This window comes from Vibrio sp. 3-2(1), from assembly GCF_963887575.1.
GTDB lineage: Bacteria > Pseudomonadota > Gammaproteobacteria > Enterobacterales > Vibrionaceae > Vibrio > Vibrio anguillarum.
The window spans coordinates 446,456-462,803 of the sequence record NZ_CAWPGB010000011.1 but is presented as its reverse complement, the minus strand read 5'-3'; the positions used below and the strand labels follow the sequence as shown (position 1 = coordinate 462,803).

At 45.6% G+C, this 16,348-nt stretch carries 14 protein-coding genes; 11 read left to right on the top strand and 3 right to left on the bottom strand.

Annotation, left to right across the window (positions count from 1 at the left end; genetic code table 11):
- Positions 1-229 precede the first annotated feature (229 nt).
- The 6 genes from AACQ79_RS04670 (at position 230) to AACQ79_RS04645 (ending at position 6,932) form a co-directional block, all read left to right on the top strand.
- Positions 230-1,861, top strand: a complete 1,632-nt coding sequence (locus AACQ79_RS04670) for an ABC transporter substrate-binding protein (RefSeq protein ID WP_141195622.1) — start codon at positions 230-232, stop codon at positions 1,859-1,861.
- Between the two features lie 118 nt (positions 1,862-1,979).
- Complete coding sequence (gene oppB / locus AACQ79_RS04665; protein ID WP_013856495.1) at positions 1,980-2,900, top strand: oligopeptide ABC transporter permease OppB; 921 nt, start codon at positions 1,980-1,982, stop codon at positions 2,898-2,900.
- A gap of 15 nt (positions 2,901-2,915) precedes the next feature.
- A complete protein-coding gene (gene oppC / locus AACQ79_RS04660) occupies positions 2,916-3,818 on the top strand; it encodes an oligopeptide ABC transporter permease OppC (protein ID WP_026028150.1) in 903 nt (300 codons plus the stop codon).
- Positions 3,819-3,840: 22 nt separating this feature from the next.
- Positions 3,841-4,812 carry an ABC transporter ATP-binding protein gene (locus tag AACQ79_RS04655; protein ID WP_094145609.1) on the top strand — a complete coding sequence of 324 codons (972 nt, stop codon included), beginning with the start codon at positions 3,841-3,843 and terminating at the stop codon, positions 4,810-4,812.
- Entirely contained in the window at positions 4,809-5,801 is a 993-nt protein-coding gene (oppF, locus tag AACQ79_RS04650) for a murein tripeptide/oligopeptide ABC transporter ATP binding protein OppF (protein ID WP_170898610.1), read from the top strand. Before AACQ79_RS04655 ends, oppF begins: the two co-directional genes overlap by 4 nt.
- Before the next feature lie 180 nt (positions 5,802-5,981).
- Positions 5,982-6,932 carry a glutathione S-transferase family protein gene (locus AACQ79_RS04645; RefSeq protein WP_094166155.1) on the top strand — a complete coding sequence of 317 codons (951 nt, stop codon included), beginning with the start codon at positions 5,982-5,984 and terminating at the stop codon, positions 6,930-6,932.
- Between the two features lie 79 nt (positions 6,933-7,011).
- Here AACQ79_RS04645 and pta read toward each other — a convergent pair whose 3' ends face one another.
- Complete coding sequence (pta, locus tag AACQ79_RS04640; RefSeq protein WP_170898608.1) at positions 7,012-9,156, bottom strand: phosphate acetyltransferase; 2,145 nt, start codon at positions 9,154-9,156, stop codon at positions 7,012-7,014.
- Between the two features lie 172 nt (positions 9,157-9,328).
- Positions 9,329-10,525: an acetate kinase gene (locus tag AACQ79_RS04635; RefSeq protein ID WP_013856499.1), complete on the bottom strand. Its 1,197-nt coding sequence runs from the start codon at positions 10,523-10,525 to the stop codon at positions 9,329-9,331.
- Positions 10,526-10,873: 348 nt separating this feature from the next.
- Here AACQ79_RS04635 and yfbV point away from each other — a divergent pair, with 348 nt between their 5' ends.
- From yfbV to AACQ79_RS04615, 4 genes are all read left to right on the top strand, one after another.
- On the top strand, positions 10,874-11,326 hold the full coding sequence (gene yfbV / locus AACQ79_RS04630) for a terminus macrodomain insulation protein YfbV (RefSeq protein ID WP_013856500.1): 453 nt from the start codon (positions 10,874-10,876) through the stop codon (positions 11,324-11,326).
- A 358-nt stretch (positions 11,327-11,684) separates the two neighbouring features.
- Positions 11,685-12,650 (top strand): ABC transporter substrate-binding protein, encoded by a 966-nt coding sequence (locus AACQ79_RS04625; RefSeq protein ID WP_013856501.1) that lies wholly within the window; start codon positions 11,685-11,687, stop codon positions 12,648-12,650.
- Positions 12,651-12,709: 59 nt separating this feature from the next.
- On the top strand, positions 12,710-13,654 hold the full coding sequence (locus AACQ79_RS04620; RefSeq protein WP_170898606.1) for an ABC transporter permease: 945 nt from the start codon (positions 12,710-12,712) through the stop codon (positions 13,652-13,654).
- Positions 13,651-14,445: an ABC transporter ATP-binding protein gene (locus AACQ79_RS04615; protein ID WP_010319725.1), complete on the top strand. Its 795-nt coding sequence runs from the start codon at positions 13,651-13,653 to the stop codon at positions 14,443-14,445. Before AACQ79_RS04620 ends, AACQ79_RS04615 begins: the two co-directional genes overlap by 4 nt.
- A gap of 101 nt (positions 14,446-14,546) precedes the next feature.
- Here the strand turns inward: AACQ79_RS04615 and dusC are convergent, their stop codons facing one another.
- Entirely contained in the window at positions 14,547-15,503 is a 957-nt protein-coding gene (gene dusC / locus AACQ79_RS04610) for a tRNA dihydrouridine(16) synthase DusC (protein ID WP_088718024.1), read from the bottom strand.
- A 62-nt stretch (positions 15,504-15,565) separates the two neighbouring features.
- Between dusC and AACQ79_RS04605 the strand changes: the two genes are divergently transcribed.
- A complete protein-coding gene (locus AACQ79_RS04605; protein ID WP_170898604.1) occupies positions 15,566-16,222 on the top strand; it encodes a YecA family protein in 657 nt (218 codons plus the stop codon).
- The last annotated feature ends 126 nt before the right edge of the window (positions 16,223-16,348 follow it).

The window sequence follows — 16,348 nt, the reverse complement described above, 5'->3', positions numbered from 1 at the left end:
TAATTGTTGGGCTATTTATCTATTCCATTAGGTAAACCATGGAATTATGCATTTTTTTGCTACGATTTTATGGCAAATTACTTCAATGGTTGCTAATGTGTGCCGCTATCCTTAGGAGTTTTTAGATTTTTCTGCTTAGTTTTTGCGCTAAATAAATCTAAAGTTCTAGCGATGCTAGAGAGCTCTCAAGGAAGTCATGGATGCAAAAATAAAAACTTGGAGTTTATGCATGTATAAAAATAAAATCACCCAAGCCCTTCTTCTAGGGGCGGGTATGGCAGTGGCTGCCACTTCTACTTTTTCTATCGCGGCTGATGTTCCAGCCGGAACCAAATTGGCCAAAGTTCAGGAAATCGTTCGTGGTAACGGTACTGAAGTCGCCACACTCGATCCTCACAAATCCCAAGGTGTTCCTGAGTCGCACGTAATTCGTGACTTATTGGAAGGGCTTGTAAACCAAGACGCGGATGGTAAAACCATTCCTGGTGTCGCAGAAAGCTGGGAAACCGCAGACAACAAAACCTTTATTTTCCATTTGCGCAAAAATGCAAAATGGTCAAATGGTGATCCTGTCACGGCTGGTGATTTTGTTTTCAGCTTCCAGCGCGCCGTCGACCCTGTAACGGCTTCTCCTTACTCTTGGTATATGGAATATACCAAGATGAAAAATGCAAAAGAGATTATTGCAGGAACGAAAGACAAAAGTGAACTTGGCGTTAAAGCTAAAGATGACCATACACTCGTTGTTGAACTTGAAGATGCTGTGCCTTATTTCGTCATGATGATGGGCCACACAACCGTGAAACCAGTCCATAAAGCGACGGTTGAAAAGTTTGGTGACCAATGGACCAAGCCTGAGCATTTTGTTGGCAACGGTGCCTACGTTGTTGATCAATGGGTTGTCAATGAGCGTTTAGTATTAAAACGTAACGAGCAATATTGGGACAATGACAAAACAGTCATTAACAAAGTCACCTTCTTGCCCATAGAAAACCAAGTATCAGAAATGAACCGTTTCCTAGCAGGCGAAATCGATATCTCTTATGAATTACCCACCGAGCACTTCAAGCGTCTGAAGAAAGAACACCCGGAATCAGTATCGATTCAGGGTAACTTGTGTACTTATTACTATCTGTTCAATACCAAAAAGGCACCATTTGACGACGTTCGCGTGCGTAAAGCGATTTCTTACGCTATCGACCGTAACATTGTGAGTGATGCGATTTTAGGTCAAGGCCAAAAACCAGCTTATTTCTTAACACCTGAAATTACTGCAGGCTTTAATCCTCAAATGCCAGCATATGGCAAGATGACGCAAAAAGAGCGCGATGCAGAAGCGGCAAAATTGTTGGCTGAAGCGGGCTTTAATAAAGACAACCCTCTGAAATTCAGCCTTCTCTACAATACATCGGAAAACCACAAGAAAATCGCTGTAGCACTGGGTTCTATGTGGAAAAAAACGCTCGGTATTAATGTCGTATTAGAGAACCAAGAGTGGAAAACCTATCTAGATTCTAAAGATCAAGGTAACTTTGAAGTGGCACGTGCTGGTTGGTGTGGTGACTATAATGAAGCGTCTTCATTCTTGACCTTGATGGTGAGCAATAACACCACGGGTGGTTTGCACTACCAAAGCGCTGAATACGATGCAATTATTGATAAAGCGTTAAAATCAACCTCTGAAGAGGAGCGCACTAAGCTATATCTGGATGCTGAAAAACTATTAACCAAAGATATGCCGATTGCCCCTATCTATCAGTATGTTAAATCTCGTTTATTATCTCCTAATGTAGGCGGCTTCCCGATGAATAACGCGGAAGAGAAGATCTACTCAAAAGATCTTTATATCACAGCAAAGTAAGTCCACTTACGCTGATAAAAATATAACGACTTAGACACTGCATGTAGCTATCTTCAGATAGTAATTTACATGCAGCGTCTTTCTAATTTTCATTGTCACAGACTGAAAGAGTGAGTTTATGCTTAAATTCATCGCAAAAAGGATATTGGAAGCGATACCAACCATGTTGGTGTTGATCACGGTATCTTTCTTTCTCATGCGTTTCGCTCCTGGTAATCCATTCTCAAGCGAACGTCCTTTACCACCGGAAGTGATGGCCAACATTGAAGCCAAATATGGCTTAGACAAACCCGTGTCTGAGCAATACTTCACCTACTTGACCAATATTTTGCAAGGTGATTTTGGCCCATCATTCAAATACCAAGATTATACGGTGAATGAATTGATCGCCGTTGCCTTGCCTGTCTCGGCAAAAGTCGGCTTTATCGCTTTTATTTTTACCGTTATCGCGGGTGTTTCCATTGGTACGATTGCCGCACTAAAACATAACACTTGGATTGACTACACCATCATGTCGACGGCAATGATTGGCGTGGTGATGCCGTCGTTTGTTCTCGCCCCAGCTTTAATTTATCTCTTCTCCTTGCATTGGAAAATATTCCCAGCTGGTGGTTGGTTAGATGGAAGTTTCCAATATTTAGTACTGCCAGTGCTGGGTATGTCGATGCTCTATATTGCCACCTTTGCCCGTATCACCCGTGGCTCAATGATAGAAACACTCAACAGTAACTTTATTCGCACGGCACGTGCGAAAGGGTTGAGTTATCCCTATATCGTTGTTAACCATGCTTTGAAGCCTGCTTTACTGCCTGTTGTGTCGTACATGGGGCCTGCGTTTGTCGGTATTATTACCGGGTCTGTAGTGATTGAAACGATTTTCGGTCTACCGGGTATCGGTAAGCTGTTTGTTAACGCTGCATTTAACCGCGATTACTCATTGGTGATGGGTGTAACCATTTTAATTGGTTTCCTATTTATTCTTTTCAACGCCATTGTTGATATTTTGCTTGCGGTCATTGACCCGAAAATTCGCTACTAACAGGGACGTATGGTTATGTTAACGAAAAGAGAAAACCTAGCCGCGGTTGAGAAGTTTTCTGAAAACTTAGAAATAGCTGGCCGCAGCTTATGGCAAGATGCGCGAATTCGCTTTATGCGTAACAGAGCGGCAATGGTCAGCTTGTGTATTCTGACGATGATGACCCTTGCGGTGATCGTACTACCGATGATGGCCCCGTATACCTATGACAATACGGACTGGTATTCAATGCACGTTGGGCCCAATGCGGATCATTGGTTCGGCACCGATAGCCTTGGGCGTGATTTGTATGTGCGTACCTTAGTTGGTGGGCGAATTTCGTTGATGGTTGGCGTAATGGGCGCGTTGGTTGCTGTTCTGATCGGCACACTTTATGGTGCGGCGTCGGGCTTCATTGGCGGTAAAGTAGACCGCATTATGATGCGTATTTTGGAGATTCTATACGCTGTTCCTTTCATGTTCCTTGTTATTGTGTTGGTCACGTTTTTTGGCCGCAATATCGTGCTTATCTTCGTCGCTATCGGTGCAATTGCATGGCTTGATATGGCGCGAATTGTGCGTGGCCAAACCTTGAGCCTACGCAGCAAAGAGTTTATTGAAGCGGCGCATGTGTGTGGCGTCAGCAACTGGAAAATTATTACACGTCATATTGTGCCAAACGTGTTGGGTATTGTAGCGGTCTATTCGACGCTGTTGATCCCAAGTATGATTTTGACAGAGTCATTTTTATCTTTCCTTGGTCTTGGTGTTCAAGAGCCGATGACAAGCTGGGGAGCACTTCTACAAGAAGGTTCACAAACAATGGAAGTCGCTATTTGGCAACTTGCTTTCCCAGCCGCGTTCATGGTGGTCACCCTGTTTTGCTTTAACTATGTTGGTGATGGTCTGCGCGATGCGCTTGATCCTAAAGACCGATAATTAAAAGATTAAGGAAGCAATAATGAGCTTATTAGATGTCAAAGATCTGCGGGTCGAATTTACCACTCAAGATGGTATTGTTACCGCTGTCAACGATTTAACTTTTTCACTGGAGCAAGGCGAAACCCTCGGTATCGTAGGGGAGTCTGGCTCTGGTAAATCGCAAACCGTGTTCGCTATTATGGGCCTACTTGCCAAAAACGGTATTATCACGGGTAGCGCAAAATTTGAAGGGAAAGAGATCCTCAATTTGCCAGAAAAAGCCTTGAACAAAGTGCGCGCTGAACAAATTGCGATGATCTTCCAAGACCCAATGACGTCACTGAATCCTTATATGAAGGTCAGCGATCAGTTGATGGAAGTGCTGATGCTGCACAAAGGAATGAGCAAGTCGGCTGCGTTTGAAGAGTCGGTACGTATGCTAGAGGCGGTTAAAATCCCCGAAGCGCGTAAGCGAATTACCATGTATCCGCATGAGTTTTCTGGCGGTATGCGTCAACGCGTTATGATTGCAATGGCGTTGTTATGCCGGCCTAAGTTACTGATTGCCGATGAGCCCACCACCGCATTGGACGTAACGGTGCAAGCCCAAATTATGGATTTGTTAAATGAACTCAAAAGCGAATTCAATACCGCCATTATCATGATCACCCATGATCTGGGTGTGGTTGCAGGTTCATGTGACAAAGTATTGGTAATGTATGCTGGGCGTACGATGGAATATGGCTCTGTGGATGAGATTTTCTACAACCCGAGTCACCCTTACGCTGAAGGTTTATTAAAAGCCATTCCTCGTTTGGATACGGAAGGTGAAATATTACCAACAATTCCTGGAAACCCACCTAACTTGCTACGATTGCCACCGGGTTGCCCTTATCAAGAGCGCTGCCACCGAGTGACAGAACGCTGTAAACGTGAAGCACCTATTTTATTGCCATTTGCCGATGGTCGCCAACGTGCCTGTTTTTCTGATTGGGAGGCTTGGGTTAAATGAGCGAACAAAAACCATTATTACTGGATGTAAAGAACCTCAAAGTTCACTTCAACATTGCCTCTAAATCCGCGTGGCCATGGTCTAAAACATCCAACCTAAAAGCCGTAGATGGCGTCAATGTGCGCCTATATGAGGGTGAAACTCTCGGCGTAGTAGGTGAATCAGGTTGCGGAAAGTCTACTTTTGCGCGAGCGATCATTGGTTTAGTCGAAGCCACCGAGGGTGAAGTAGTGTGGCTAGGAAATGATTTGACGAAAATGCATGAGGTTGAGCGTCGCAAAACCCGTAAGCAAATTCAGATGATTTTCCAAGACCCACTGGCGTCATTGAACCCAAGAATGTCGGTTGGCGATATTATTGCAGAGCCACTTCAAACCTTCTATCCAGAACTTTCGAAGCAAGAAGTAAAGGATCGTGTAAAAGAGATGATGACAAAAGTCGGTTTATTGCCGAACGTCATTAACCGCTATCCCCATGAATTCTCTGGTGGTCAGTGTCAACGTATTGGTATTGCCCGTGCGCTCATTTTAAAACCGAAAATGATCATCTGTGATGAGCCAGTTTCTGCTTTGGATGTTTCAATCCAAGCGCAGGTGGTTAACCTGCTCAAAGAGCTGCAAAATGAGCTTGGTTTAAGTTTGGTTTTTATTGCCCATGATTTATCGGTAGTGAAACACATCTCTGATCGTGTACTCGTGATGTATTTAGGCAATGCGGTCGAGCTTGGCACCTCTGAGGCGTTGTTTGCGAATCCATCACACCCTTACACCAAAGCTTTGATGTCGGCTGTGCCAATTCCAGATCCAAAACTGGAGCGTGCTAAGAAAATTCAGATGCTAGAAGGGGATTTACCCTCGCCAATCAACCCGCCTTCTGGATGTGTTTTCCGTACCCGCTGTCCTCAAGCGACGGAAATTTGCGCACAGCAAAAACCGCAGATTAAAGGTAGTGATGAACATGCTGTGTCTTGTTTGCATGTCGAACTCTAAATTTAGCCTGTGACAGGCTTAAGCGCGACGCATTTCTGGGTCGCGCTTTTTTTATCTGTGCGCTTAGCGGGGTAAATCGCACTGTTCAAAATTTCTGAATAACAAGGACAACTTCCTCCGGTTTTACCATTTTCTATCCTACTTATAATAAAAAAGTCATCGGAATGAGGAGTGGAGATCATGGGAAAATTAGTTGAAGGCGTCTGGCACGATGTTTGGTATGACACCAAAAGCAGCGCTGGGCGTTTTGTTCGCGAAGACGCAGGATTCAGACACTGGGTCGACAGCCAGCCAGACGCACGATTTCAACCAGAATCGGACCGTTATCATCTGTATGTCTCTTTGGCATGCCCTTGGGCTCACCGTACATTGATTTTTCGCCAGCTTAAATCACTCACCGAACACATTGATGTTACGGTCGTTTGCCCTGACATGCTAAGTGAAGGCTGGTCTTTTGGTATTCCTGAACCACTGTTCGGCTATACCAAACTCCACCAAATCTACACCAAAGCAAAGGTAGATTATTCAGGGCGAGTAACTGTACCTGTGCTGTGGGATAAGAAGACCAATACCATTGTTAGCAATGAATCTTCTGAGATTATTCGCATGTTTAACAGTGCATTTAATGAGTTAACGGGTAACCAGCACGACTACTATCCGCAAGCACTCAGCAAAGCTATCGATGAATGGAATGCGTATATCTACCCCAATATTAATAATGGCGTCTATCGATGTGGGTTTGCGACCACGCAAGAGGCCTATGACGATGCTTATGATGCACTCTTTACGGCATTAGATAAGGTCAACAATCATTTAGCGACGTATCGCTACTTGGTCGGTAACCAGATCACCGAGGCGGATTGGCGTTTATTCACTACACTTATCCGTTTTGATGCTGTTTACGTCGGGCATTTTAAATGCAATAAACAGCGTATCGCCGATTATGAGAACTTAAGCGGTTACTTAAAAGAGCTTTACCAAATCGACGGTATCAAACAAACGACCGATTTTTACCACATCAAACGCCACTATTATTTCAGCCATATCGGTATTAACCCAACGCAAGTGGTACCTAAGGGGCCGGATCTTGATCTTGATACGCCCCATGAGCGCGGTTTTATTGGGTTATAACGAGGGTGGAAGTGTGCTATAAAAAAGGCTCTTATGTGATACATAAGAGCCTTTTAATCAGCAAGTTAAGCTAAGAATTTTATTTTGTTTCTTGGCTTGCTTGAATCGCCGTCAACGCGATTGTGTAAACAATGTCGTCAACCAACGCACCGCGAGACAAATCGTTTACTGGTTTACGCATGCCTTGCAGCATTGGACCGATAGAAACAAGGTCTGCTGAGCGTTGTACTGCTTTGTAAGTTGTATTACCTGTGTTTAGGTCAGGGAAGACAAATACCGTTGCTTTACCAGCGACTGGAGAGTTTGGTGCTTTAGAAGCCGCCACGTTTTCCATGATTGCAGCATCGTATTGCAGAGGACCGTCGATAATAAGATCTGGACGTTTCTCTTGAGCAATGCGCGTCGCTTCACGCACTTTATCTACATCAGCACCTTTACCTGATTCACCTGTCGAGTAGGAAATCATCGCCACGCGCGGGTCAATGCCGAATGCCGCCGCAGAATCGGCCGATTGAATCGCAATTTCAGCAAGCTGTTCAGCATTTGGATCTGGGTTGATGGCGCAGTCGCCGTATACCAACACTTGATCAGGCAATAGCATGAAGAAGATAGAGGATACAATCGAGGCATTTGGCGCGGTCTTAATGATTTGGAATGGAGGAACAATGGTGTTGGCTGTGGTATGAACCGCACCAGAAACCAAACCGTCAACTTCATCCGCTTCAAGCATCATTGTGCCAAGGAATACTGAATCTTGCAGTTTTTCACGAGCCACAACTTCTGTCATGCCTTTTGAACCACGCAGCTCAACCAAGCGAGCAACGTAGTTTTCGCGCACTGAGTCAGCATCGATAATTTCAACGCCAGTACCTAACTCAACACCTTGCTGCGCAGCAACGCGGCGGATTTCATCAGGGTTACCAAGTAGAACACAAGTCGCAATACCGCGCTCAGCACAAATAGAGACCGCTTTCACTGTGCGTGGTTCATCCCCTTCAGGAAGCACAATACGTTTACCTGCACGACGAGCATACTCAGTTAACTGGTAACGGAATGCTGGCGGGCTAAGGCGACGAATACCTTGCGTGCCCTCAGTGAGCGAATTAATCCAAGGGCCATCGATGTGGCTAGCAACATGATCGCTGATGAACTCGATACGTTCTTTATCGTCAGCTGGAACTTCTAGGCTAAAGCTTTGCAGGTTGAGTGACGTTTGCCAAGTGTTACCTTGCGCTTTAAAAATAGGCAATCCGCTTTCAAAGGCTGGTTTACATAGGTTCACAATCTCTTGTGGCATATCGTAACCGCCAGTCAGCAGTACCGCACCAATTTCAACGCCATTCATTGCAGCCAGAGAGGCGGCAACAATCACGTCAGGACGATCGGCCGATGTCACTAAGAGTGATCCTGGCTTAAAGTGCTCAATCATGTGTGGCAAAGAACGCGCACAGAAAGTGATGCTCTTAATACGGCGAGACTTAATTTCACCTTCATTAATAATTTCAGCTTTCAGGTGTTTGGCCATATCAATAGCACGAGTCGCGATAAGATCGATACTCCAAGGCACGCAACCTAACACACGAATTGGGCTAGTGTTAAAGATCTGCATCACTTCTAAATTGGCTTGTTTCGCGCTATCTGCATCATCAAAAATTTCTGATAAGTCAGGGCGAGTACGGCCTGCTTCATCAACAGGGGCATTAAGCTTGTTGATAATCACACCTGAAATGTTTTTATTTTTTGTTCCACCAAAGTTTGAGCACGCAACTTCAATACGCTCTTTCAACTGAGTTGGGTTGTCCGTTCCCGGAGTCGCGACAAACACAATTTCTGCGCCCAGTGTTTTGGCAATTTCTGCGTTCACTTGGTTCGCGAATGGGTGTTTGCGTGTTGGCACAAGGCCTTCAATCAGCGTTACTTCAGAATCTTTATTGATGTGGTTGTAACGCTCAACGACGGTTTCAAGCAACACATCCATCTTTTCGCTACCGATCAACGTTTCTGCCGCTGACATCATCATCGGTTCTGCAATGCTGATGTCGCTGTTGCGACCGATAATCGTTGAAGTGAGATCAGGTTGATCGCCACCCGAGCGAGGTTGTGCAATAGGCTTATAAAAAGAAACGCTAACACCTTTACGCTCCATGGCGCGAAGGACACCCATGCTCACGCTGGTAAGACCAACACCAGCGCTGATAGGGATAAGCATAATAGTACGGGACATGAGTAGAGTACCTCAAACTATTGAAATCAATCTAACCGAAACTAGATTGAAAAAGGAACAAAGCCCAACATGACCTTCTTCGGAAATAAGCCTGCTGACCTAAATCGCTAGAAACTAAGGGTTGAGCCCCGGTAAAAAACTGGCTAACTCAGAGAGTTAGCCAGAAAGTCAATTAAAGGCCTGCCAGACGAGCAGTATCTTCAGCAATCACTAGCTCTTCATTGGTCGAGATAACCATAGCTGGAATACGGCTGTTTGCCGTTGTGATCACACCTTCGCCGCCAAAACGTGCTTTTAGGTTTGCTGCGCTGTCGACTTCGATACCGAAGATAGCCAAACGATTTAGTACCATTTCACGGATAGGGCCTGAGTTCTCACCGATACCACCAGTGAAGACGATAGCGTCTAGGCGACCGTCAAGGCTTGCTGTGTAGCCAGCCACGTATTTTGCTAGGCGGTGGCAGAACACGTCCATTGCACGAGTCGCTTCTTCTTTCTCACCGTAGTTATCTTCAACAAAACGGCAATCCGAAGTCACTTGAGTTAAGCCTTGTAGGCCAGACTCTTTGGTTAGCATAGTGTTGATTTGATCAACAGAGTAACCGAGTGCATCGTGCAGGTGGAAGATGATTGCAGGGTCGATGTCACCACAACGTGTGCCCATCACCAAACCTTCAAGCGGCGTTAGGCCCATTGAAGTATCAACTGATTGGCCGTTTTTGATCGCACAAACAGAAGCACCATTGCCTAGGTGACAGTTGATGATGTTAACTTCTTCAACTGGCTTGTTGAGTAGGCCTGCAACTTCACGAGTGATGAATAAGTGTGAAGTACCATGCATGCCATAACGACGGATACCATGCTCTTTGTATAGATTGTACGGAAGAGCGTATAGGAAAGACTCTTCAGGCATAGTTTGATGGAACGCAGTATCAAACACAGCTACGTTTTGAAGCTCAGGGAAGTTTTTCTTAGCGGCTTCGATACCGATGATGTGTGCTGGGTTATGAAGCGGTGCAAAGGTTGCAGCGTCTTGAATACCTTTCAGTACATCATCAGAGATAAGTGCAGATTGAGTGAACTGCTCACCACCGTGTACGATACGGTGACCGATAGCGCCAAGGTTAGCTTTAAGCTCTGGCTTAGAAGCAAGAATAGTTTCAACCATAAACGCGAGTGCTTCTTCGTGCGCTGCACCTTCGCCTAGTTGCGCTTCGTGTTTACCGTCAAGTTTCCACTTGATACGTGCTTCAGGAAGGTGAAGACATTCAGCAAGACCTGATAGGTGCTCAGCACCTGTTTCTGCATCGACAACAGCAAATTTAAGAGAAGAACTACCGCAGTTTAAAACTAAAACTAGCTTAGACATGTGTGACTACCTGTAATAATCGGTTAGGATAAAAATCATTCACAAGAATAGTAGAACCGTTGTGGAGCGCTACTAATCTTGGTCAATAAAACTTGAATTTCCGTATAATGAGACGGGGCTTTTAACGTAAAGTCGTCGATGCATTCCTTGCAGATTTCATCTCGGGGTTGCCTAAATTGTAAATAACGGCAACAATGAGATTGAGGGCTCGCAAAGAATAGCGATAATGGGCCAATATAACAAAAAAAAATTGAAATAATATTAACTTCTATCAATTTTTTACTAGATTAGTTGAATCATTAAACTATTTTTTAGTTGAATGGGCAGCATCGAGAGTGAGGGCGCGCTATGAATAACAAAGTTGGAATCGTTCACAGCCTGAAAGATGGTCAGAAATATATGGATGTTTGGCCTGTGCGCAAAGAGCTAGGCCTCATTTTTCCTGAGCAACGGATCATTAAAGCCACGCGTTTTGGCGTTAAGGCTATGCCAGCTATCGCCGCAATCAGTGTACTGACACAGATGGTTTTTGAAAATACACAGGCGATGCCCCAAGCAGTGGTAGTGGCACTTTTTGCCATAAGCTTACCGCTACAAGGTATGTGGTGGCTGGGAAACCGCGCCAATACCCAACTTCCACCTTCGCTTGCTGGGTGGTACCGAGAGCTGTACCAGAAGATTGTCGATACTGGTTTTGCTTTAGAGCCAATCAAAGCGAAGCCGAGATACAAAGAGCTGGCTGCTATCCTCAACCGAGCATTCCGTCAGTTAGATGACGCCGCGTTAGAACGCTGGTTCTAGCCACCCAGTTAGCATGTAAATAAAAGGCAAAGAGGACTTCCGCAGTGAACTCCTCTTTGTTATTCAACTTTCGCCTTATTCTTAGCTCTCTTTTTGTTACTTTACTGTTAAACCTCACTTCCCTTTAGCCTGAGTTACTGGTAATAATGTTGTCAGCGACGCTCAGTGCGCGTACATAAAAATATTAAAAACACAACATCCAACATGTATACCCAAACAATATGAAGTTGTAAGCAATCTGCAATGGGATGAATCCTAATGTGGCACAGGTTAACTGTGTTTAACGGGATGAGCGCATTTGCTAGCACTGCTACCGCTTTAAGTAGGAAGGGTATAATGCTTAAATCAAGGAGTTAAGATGAAAGCAGGCAAAGCCATTGTTACCGCCGTTTTTGCAGGAGCAGTATTACTCTCTTCCACAAGCATCATGGCCAAAACAGCGAAAGTCGCCGTATCGCAAATTGTTGAGCACCCAGCTTTAGACGCAACCAGACAAGGTTTACTTGATGGTTTAAAAGCAAAAGGTTATGAACAAGGCAAAAATCTAGATTTTGATTTTAAAACCGCGCAAGGCAACCCAGCCATTGCTGTTCAAATTGCGCGCCAATTTGTCGGGGAAAATCCTGATGTGTTAGTCGGCATCGCAACCCCCACGGCGCAAGCGCTCGTCTCTGCAACCAAAACTATTCCTGTCGTGTTCACGGCGGTGACCGATCCTGTCGGTGCTAAATTGGTAAAAAAACTTGAGCAACCGGGTAAGAACGTGACCGGGCTTTCTGATCTGTCGCCAGTTGAACAGCACGTTGAGCTGATCAAAGAGATCATGCCAAACGTGAAATCTATCGGCGTAGTGTATAACCCCGGTGAGGCCAATGCAGTGAGCTTGATGGAACTGCTTAAATCGAGCACTCAAAAACATGGCATTAAACTTATTGAAGCGACAGCCTTAAAAAGCGCAGACGTACAAACTGCGACACAGGCGATTGCCTCAAAATCAGACATTATCTATGCCTTGATTGATAATACCGTCGCCAGTGCGATTGAAGGGATGATTGTTTCGGCAAACCAAGCTAAGACCCCAGTATTTGGCGCAGCAACCTCTTATGTTGAACGCGGAGCGATTGCTAGCCTTGGCTTTGATTATTACCAAATTGGCGTACAAACCGCGGACTATGTTGTCGCTATCTTGGAAGGCCAAGCACCGGGTAAACTGGATGTTAAAGTGGCCAAAGGGTCTGATTTAATGATCAACAAAACCGCAGCGGAAAAACTGGGCGTAACTATTCCTCAGTCAGTACTTGATCGTGCTACGAGCGTAAAATAAAGACCATTCAGAGCTAGAGCGAAGGCTTTAGCTCTGTTTAAGCAGAGAAAGGAGTTGTTATGTCTGCTTTTGCTTTTTTTGGCGCTCTAGAGATAGGGCTGCTGTACGGATTAGTGGCATTGGGTGTTTACCTCACTTTCCGTGTCCTTGATTTCCCCGATTTAAGCGTTGACGGCAGCTTCCCGATGGGCGCTGCGGTGGCCGCAACGGCGATTGTGGCAGGTATTAACCCTTGGGTCGCTACAGGAATGGCAATACTTGCGGGTGCCTTTACCGGTTGGGTGACTGCATTTCTTGCGGTTCGCTGCGGTATTTTGCATCTATTGGCGTCGATTCTTACCATGATTGCCGCCTTCTCCATCAATATTCGTATTATGGGACGCCCCAATATTGCTCTGCTTGGGGAGGAGACCATTCTTACGCCCTTTGAAGCCATGGGTGACTCGGTTTACATTCGCCCGCTGGTCGTGGGTGTATTGGTCTTGATTTCGGCCTGGTTTGTGGTGCGATTATTAAACAGTGACTTTGGACTTGGACTGCGTGCTACGGGCGTTAATGCCCGTATGGTGAGAGCACAAGGCGGAAGCACCTCGTTTTATACCTATTTTGCTCTTGCGTTATCGAATGGTTTTGTCGGTTTTGCTGGGGCACTGTTTGCGCAAACCAACAGTTTTGCTGATGTAACTTCGGGCGTAGGGACGATTGTCGTTGGCCTTGCTGCTGTGATCTTGGGGCAGACGTTGATCCCTAGGCGCCGGATCTGGGTTGCAGTGCTGGCGGTCATCGTCGGTTCAGTGCTGTACCGTTTAGCGGTCGCCTTTGCTTTGAGCTCGGGCATGTTCGGTTTGCAGGCGTCTGATCTCAACTTAGTTACTGCTGTGCTGGTGGCCATTGCACTGATTGCGCCAAAAATGAAAAGGAACTTCAAAGCAAAAAAGGGTAATTCTCCTGCTCAGAAGTCGGTTGTTGCTAAGCAGGATAAAGCGTCAGGAGAAACATTATGATTCGTTTAGAAGATATTCAAGTCACGTTTAACCCTGGCACAATTTTAGAAAATAGAGCGTTAAGAGGTGTTCACCTCGAAGTACCTGAACATCAATTTTTAACTGTGATTGGCTCAAATGGTGCAGGGAAATCGACCTTATTAGGCGCTGTAACGGGCGAAACGCCCATGATGGCAGGCAAAGTACTCATCGATGAAGTCGATGTCACGCGCCAGAGCGTGGATCAGCGTGCACGTTTATGCGCTCGCGTGTTCCAAGACCCACTTGCCGGTACATGTGGCGATTTAACCATTGAAGAGAATATGGCTTTAGCCTACATGCGCGGCAAGCGCCGAGGGTGGGGGCTGTCACTTTCTTCATCACGTCGCAAGTTGTTTCAAGAGCGAATCGCTATCCTTGGTTTGGGATTAGAAGATCGTTTAGGCGATAACATCGGCCTACTGTCTGGTGGGCAGCGTCAAGCGGTTAGCTTAGTGATGGCAACTTTATCTGACAGTAAATTGTTACTGCTTGATGAGCACACTGCGGCTCTGGACCCTAGAATGGCGGCCTTTATCATTGATTTGACCAAAACAATCGTCAAAGAATTTAACTTGACGGTGATGATGGTAACGCACTCGATGAAAGATGCCTTAGCGTGTGGTGATCGCACAGTGATGCTTCACCAAGGTGAAATTGTTCTTGATGTGTCTGGTGAGCAGCGTGCCAATATGAAAGTGCCTGATCTACTGGAAATGTTTTCGAAAGTTCGAGGCGAAGAGCTGGCAGATGATAGCCTTCTACTCAGTTAATGGTTTTATTTCGTTATCACAGAGGGTTAGTTATCACAGTGGTTGACTAAGCAGCAACAGGCTTTCTCGGCGTGATGTTGAGAAAGCCTGAAGAAAACGCATTACAATGTGTTTTGTAACCGATCACGGTAACGCTGAATGTGCTCCACGATAGGTTCCGATTTGGTGAAGGTCCTGATTTCGCGAAATAGCTCGTTAGCTTGAGGATATTCTTGACGCAAGTAGGTAAACCATTGCTTGACTCGGTTGGGATAGTAAAAGCCTTTATCGCCTCTAATTTCAAATTGCGAATAGCGCAGGAGCAGATCAACCACTTCATGCCAAGGCATCACTTTATGGTTATGTTTGACCACATTGCCTAAATTGGGAACGTTGAATGCGCCTCGACAAACCATCAATGACTCTACGCCCGTCGCTTTAATACAGGCTTGACCATCGTCATAGTTCCAAATTTCGCCATTAGCGATCAGAGGCAGAGACGTCTTCTGGCGTATCTGATTAATGTAATCCCACTTAATTTCACTGGCGCGATAACCGCCCGCTTTTGTTCGGGCATGAACTGTGAGCTCGTTTGCTCCAGCTTGTTCAATCGCATCGACAATTTCAAAGCAGTCGTTAGGGTCTTCCCAACCTAAGCGGATTTTAGCCGAAACAGGGATCGCTTTCGGTACCGCATCTCGGCATGATTTTACCACTTGATAAATCAATTCCGGATGTTGTAACAGCGCCGCACCGCCTTTGTGTTTGTTGACCGTTTTCGCTGGGCAACCAAAATTCAAGTCAATGCCGTGCGCGCCTAATTCAGCAACTCGTGCGGCATTTTCTGCCATCCAATGTGGCTCTTGGCCGAGCAGTTGAACGTGCACGGGAACACCTGCTTGTGTTTTTGAGCCTGTTTTCAGTTCAGGACAAAGGCGATAAAAAACGTGGTCAGGCAATAATTGGTCAACGACACGCACAAATTCAGTCACGCACAGATCGTAATCATTCATCTGGGTGAGCAGTTCACGCATCAAGTGGTCTAGCACACCCTCCATTGGGCCCAAAATTACACGCATCATCATTTCGCCTTAAAAATTCGAGGCGAGATTGTAGTGGTTACCGAATCAAAAGTCACTAAATGCAAGAGTTGGTATATAATCCTTGGTCAACCATTTTAACTGTACAGATTTTCATGACCTACTCATTGCTCTCTCTTCCTCAATCAGCTCCTCAATCCGCTCATTTTTTTGAAGGGGCTATTTTGGCATCCAATTTCGCCACTAAGCCGTTAGAACCCACAACTTGGTTAGAACCTTTAGTGGGGGAGCAAGTCAAAGCACTTGAACCAGCGGTGATGGCGCAAATTAATCTGCAATATAACTTGCTCAAACGTAGCGAATATTCGGCGTTAGCCTTGCTAGATAATGCGACTCAGTGGGCTGATTTTGCTGAAGGGTTTATGAGCGTCTGGCCAGTCGTTGAACCGCAATGGTTAGAGACTCAAATTGGTGATGGCAGCCTGCGCATGCTGCAAGCTTTGTTGACCACCTTCATGTTAGCCATCGATGAAACACAAACACGGCAGCAGATGAGCGAAGCGGGTTTTGCAACACCACCCAGTTTGAGTGATTTTGCTGAGCAGTTGGATGTCATGATCACTGAAGTGGCGTTAATGGCTGATGAATTAATGCTCGGCATGAAAACGCAGCGGGTTAACCCATTTAAAGAGATTGGACGCAATGATCCTTGTCCGTGCGCCAGTGGCAAAAAATTCAAACAGTGCTGTGGCCAGTAAAGTACGCCGCCTGAGGTTTAATCTCAACAAAACGCTGACAAACCCAAGCCAATAAGCCCTTATAAACGAGCTGTTCTTATAAGCGAATGCTTCTTAAAAGAATGGGGTCTTATCAATAGACGTTAT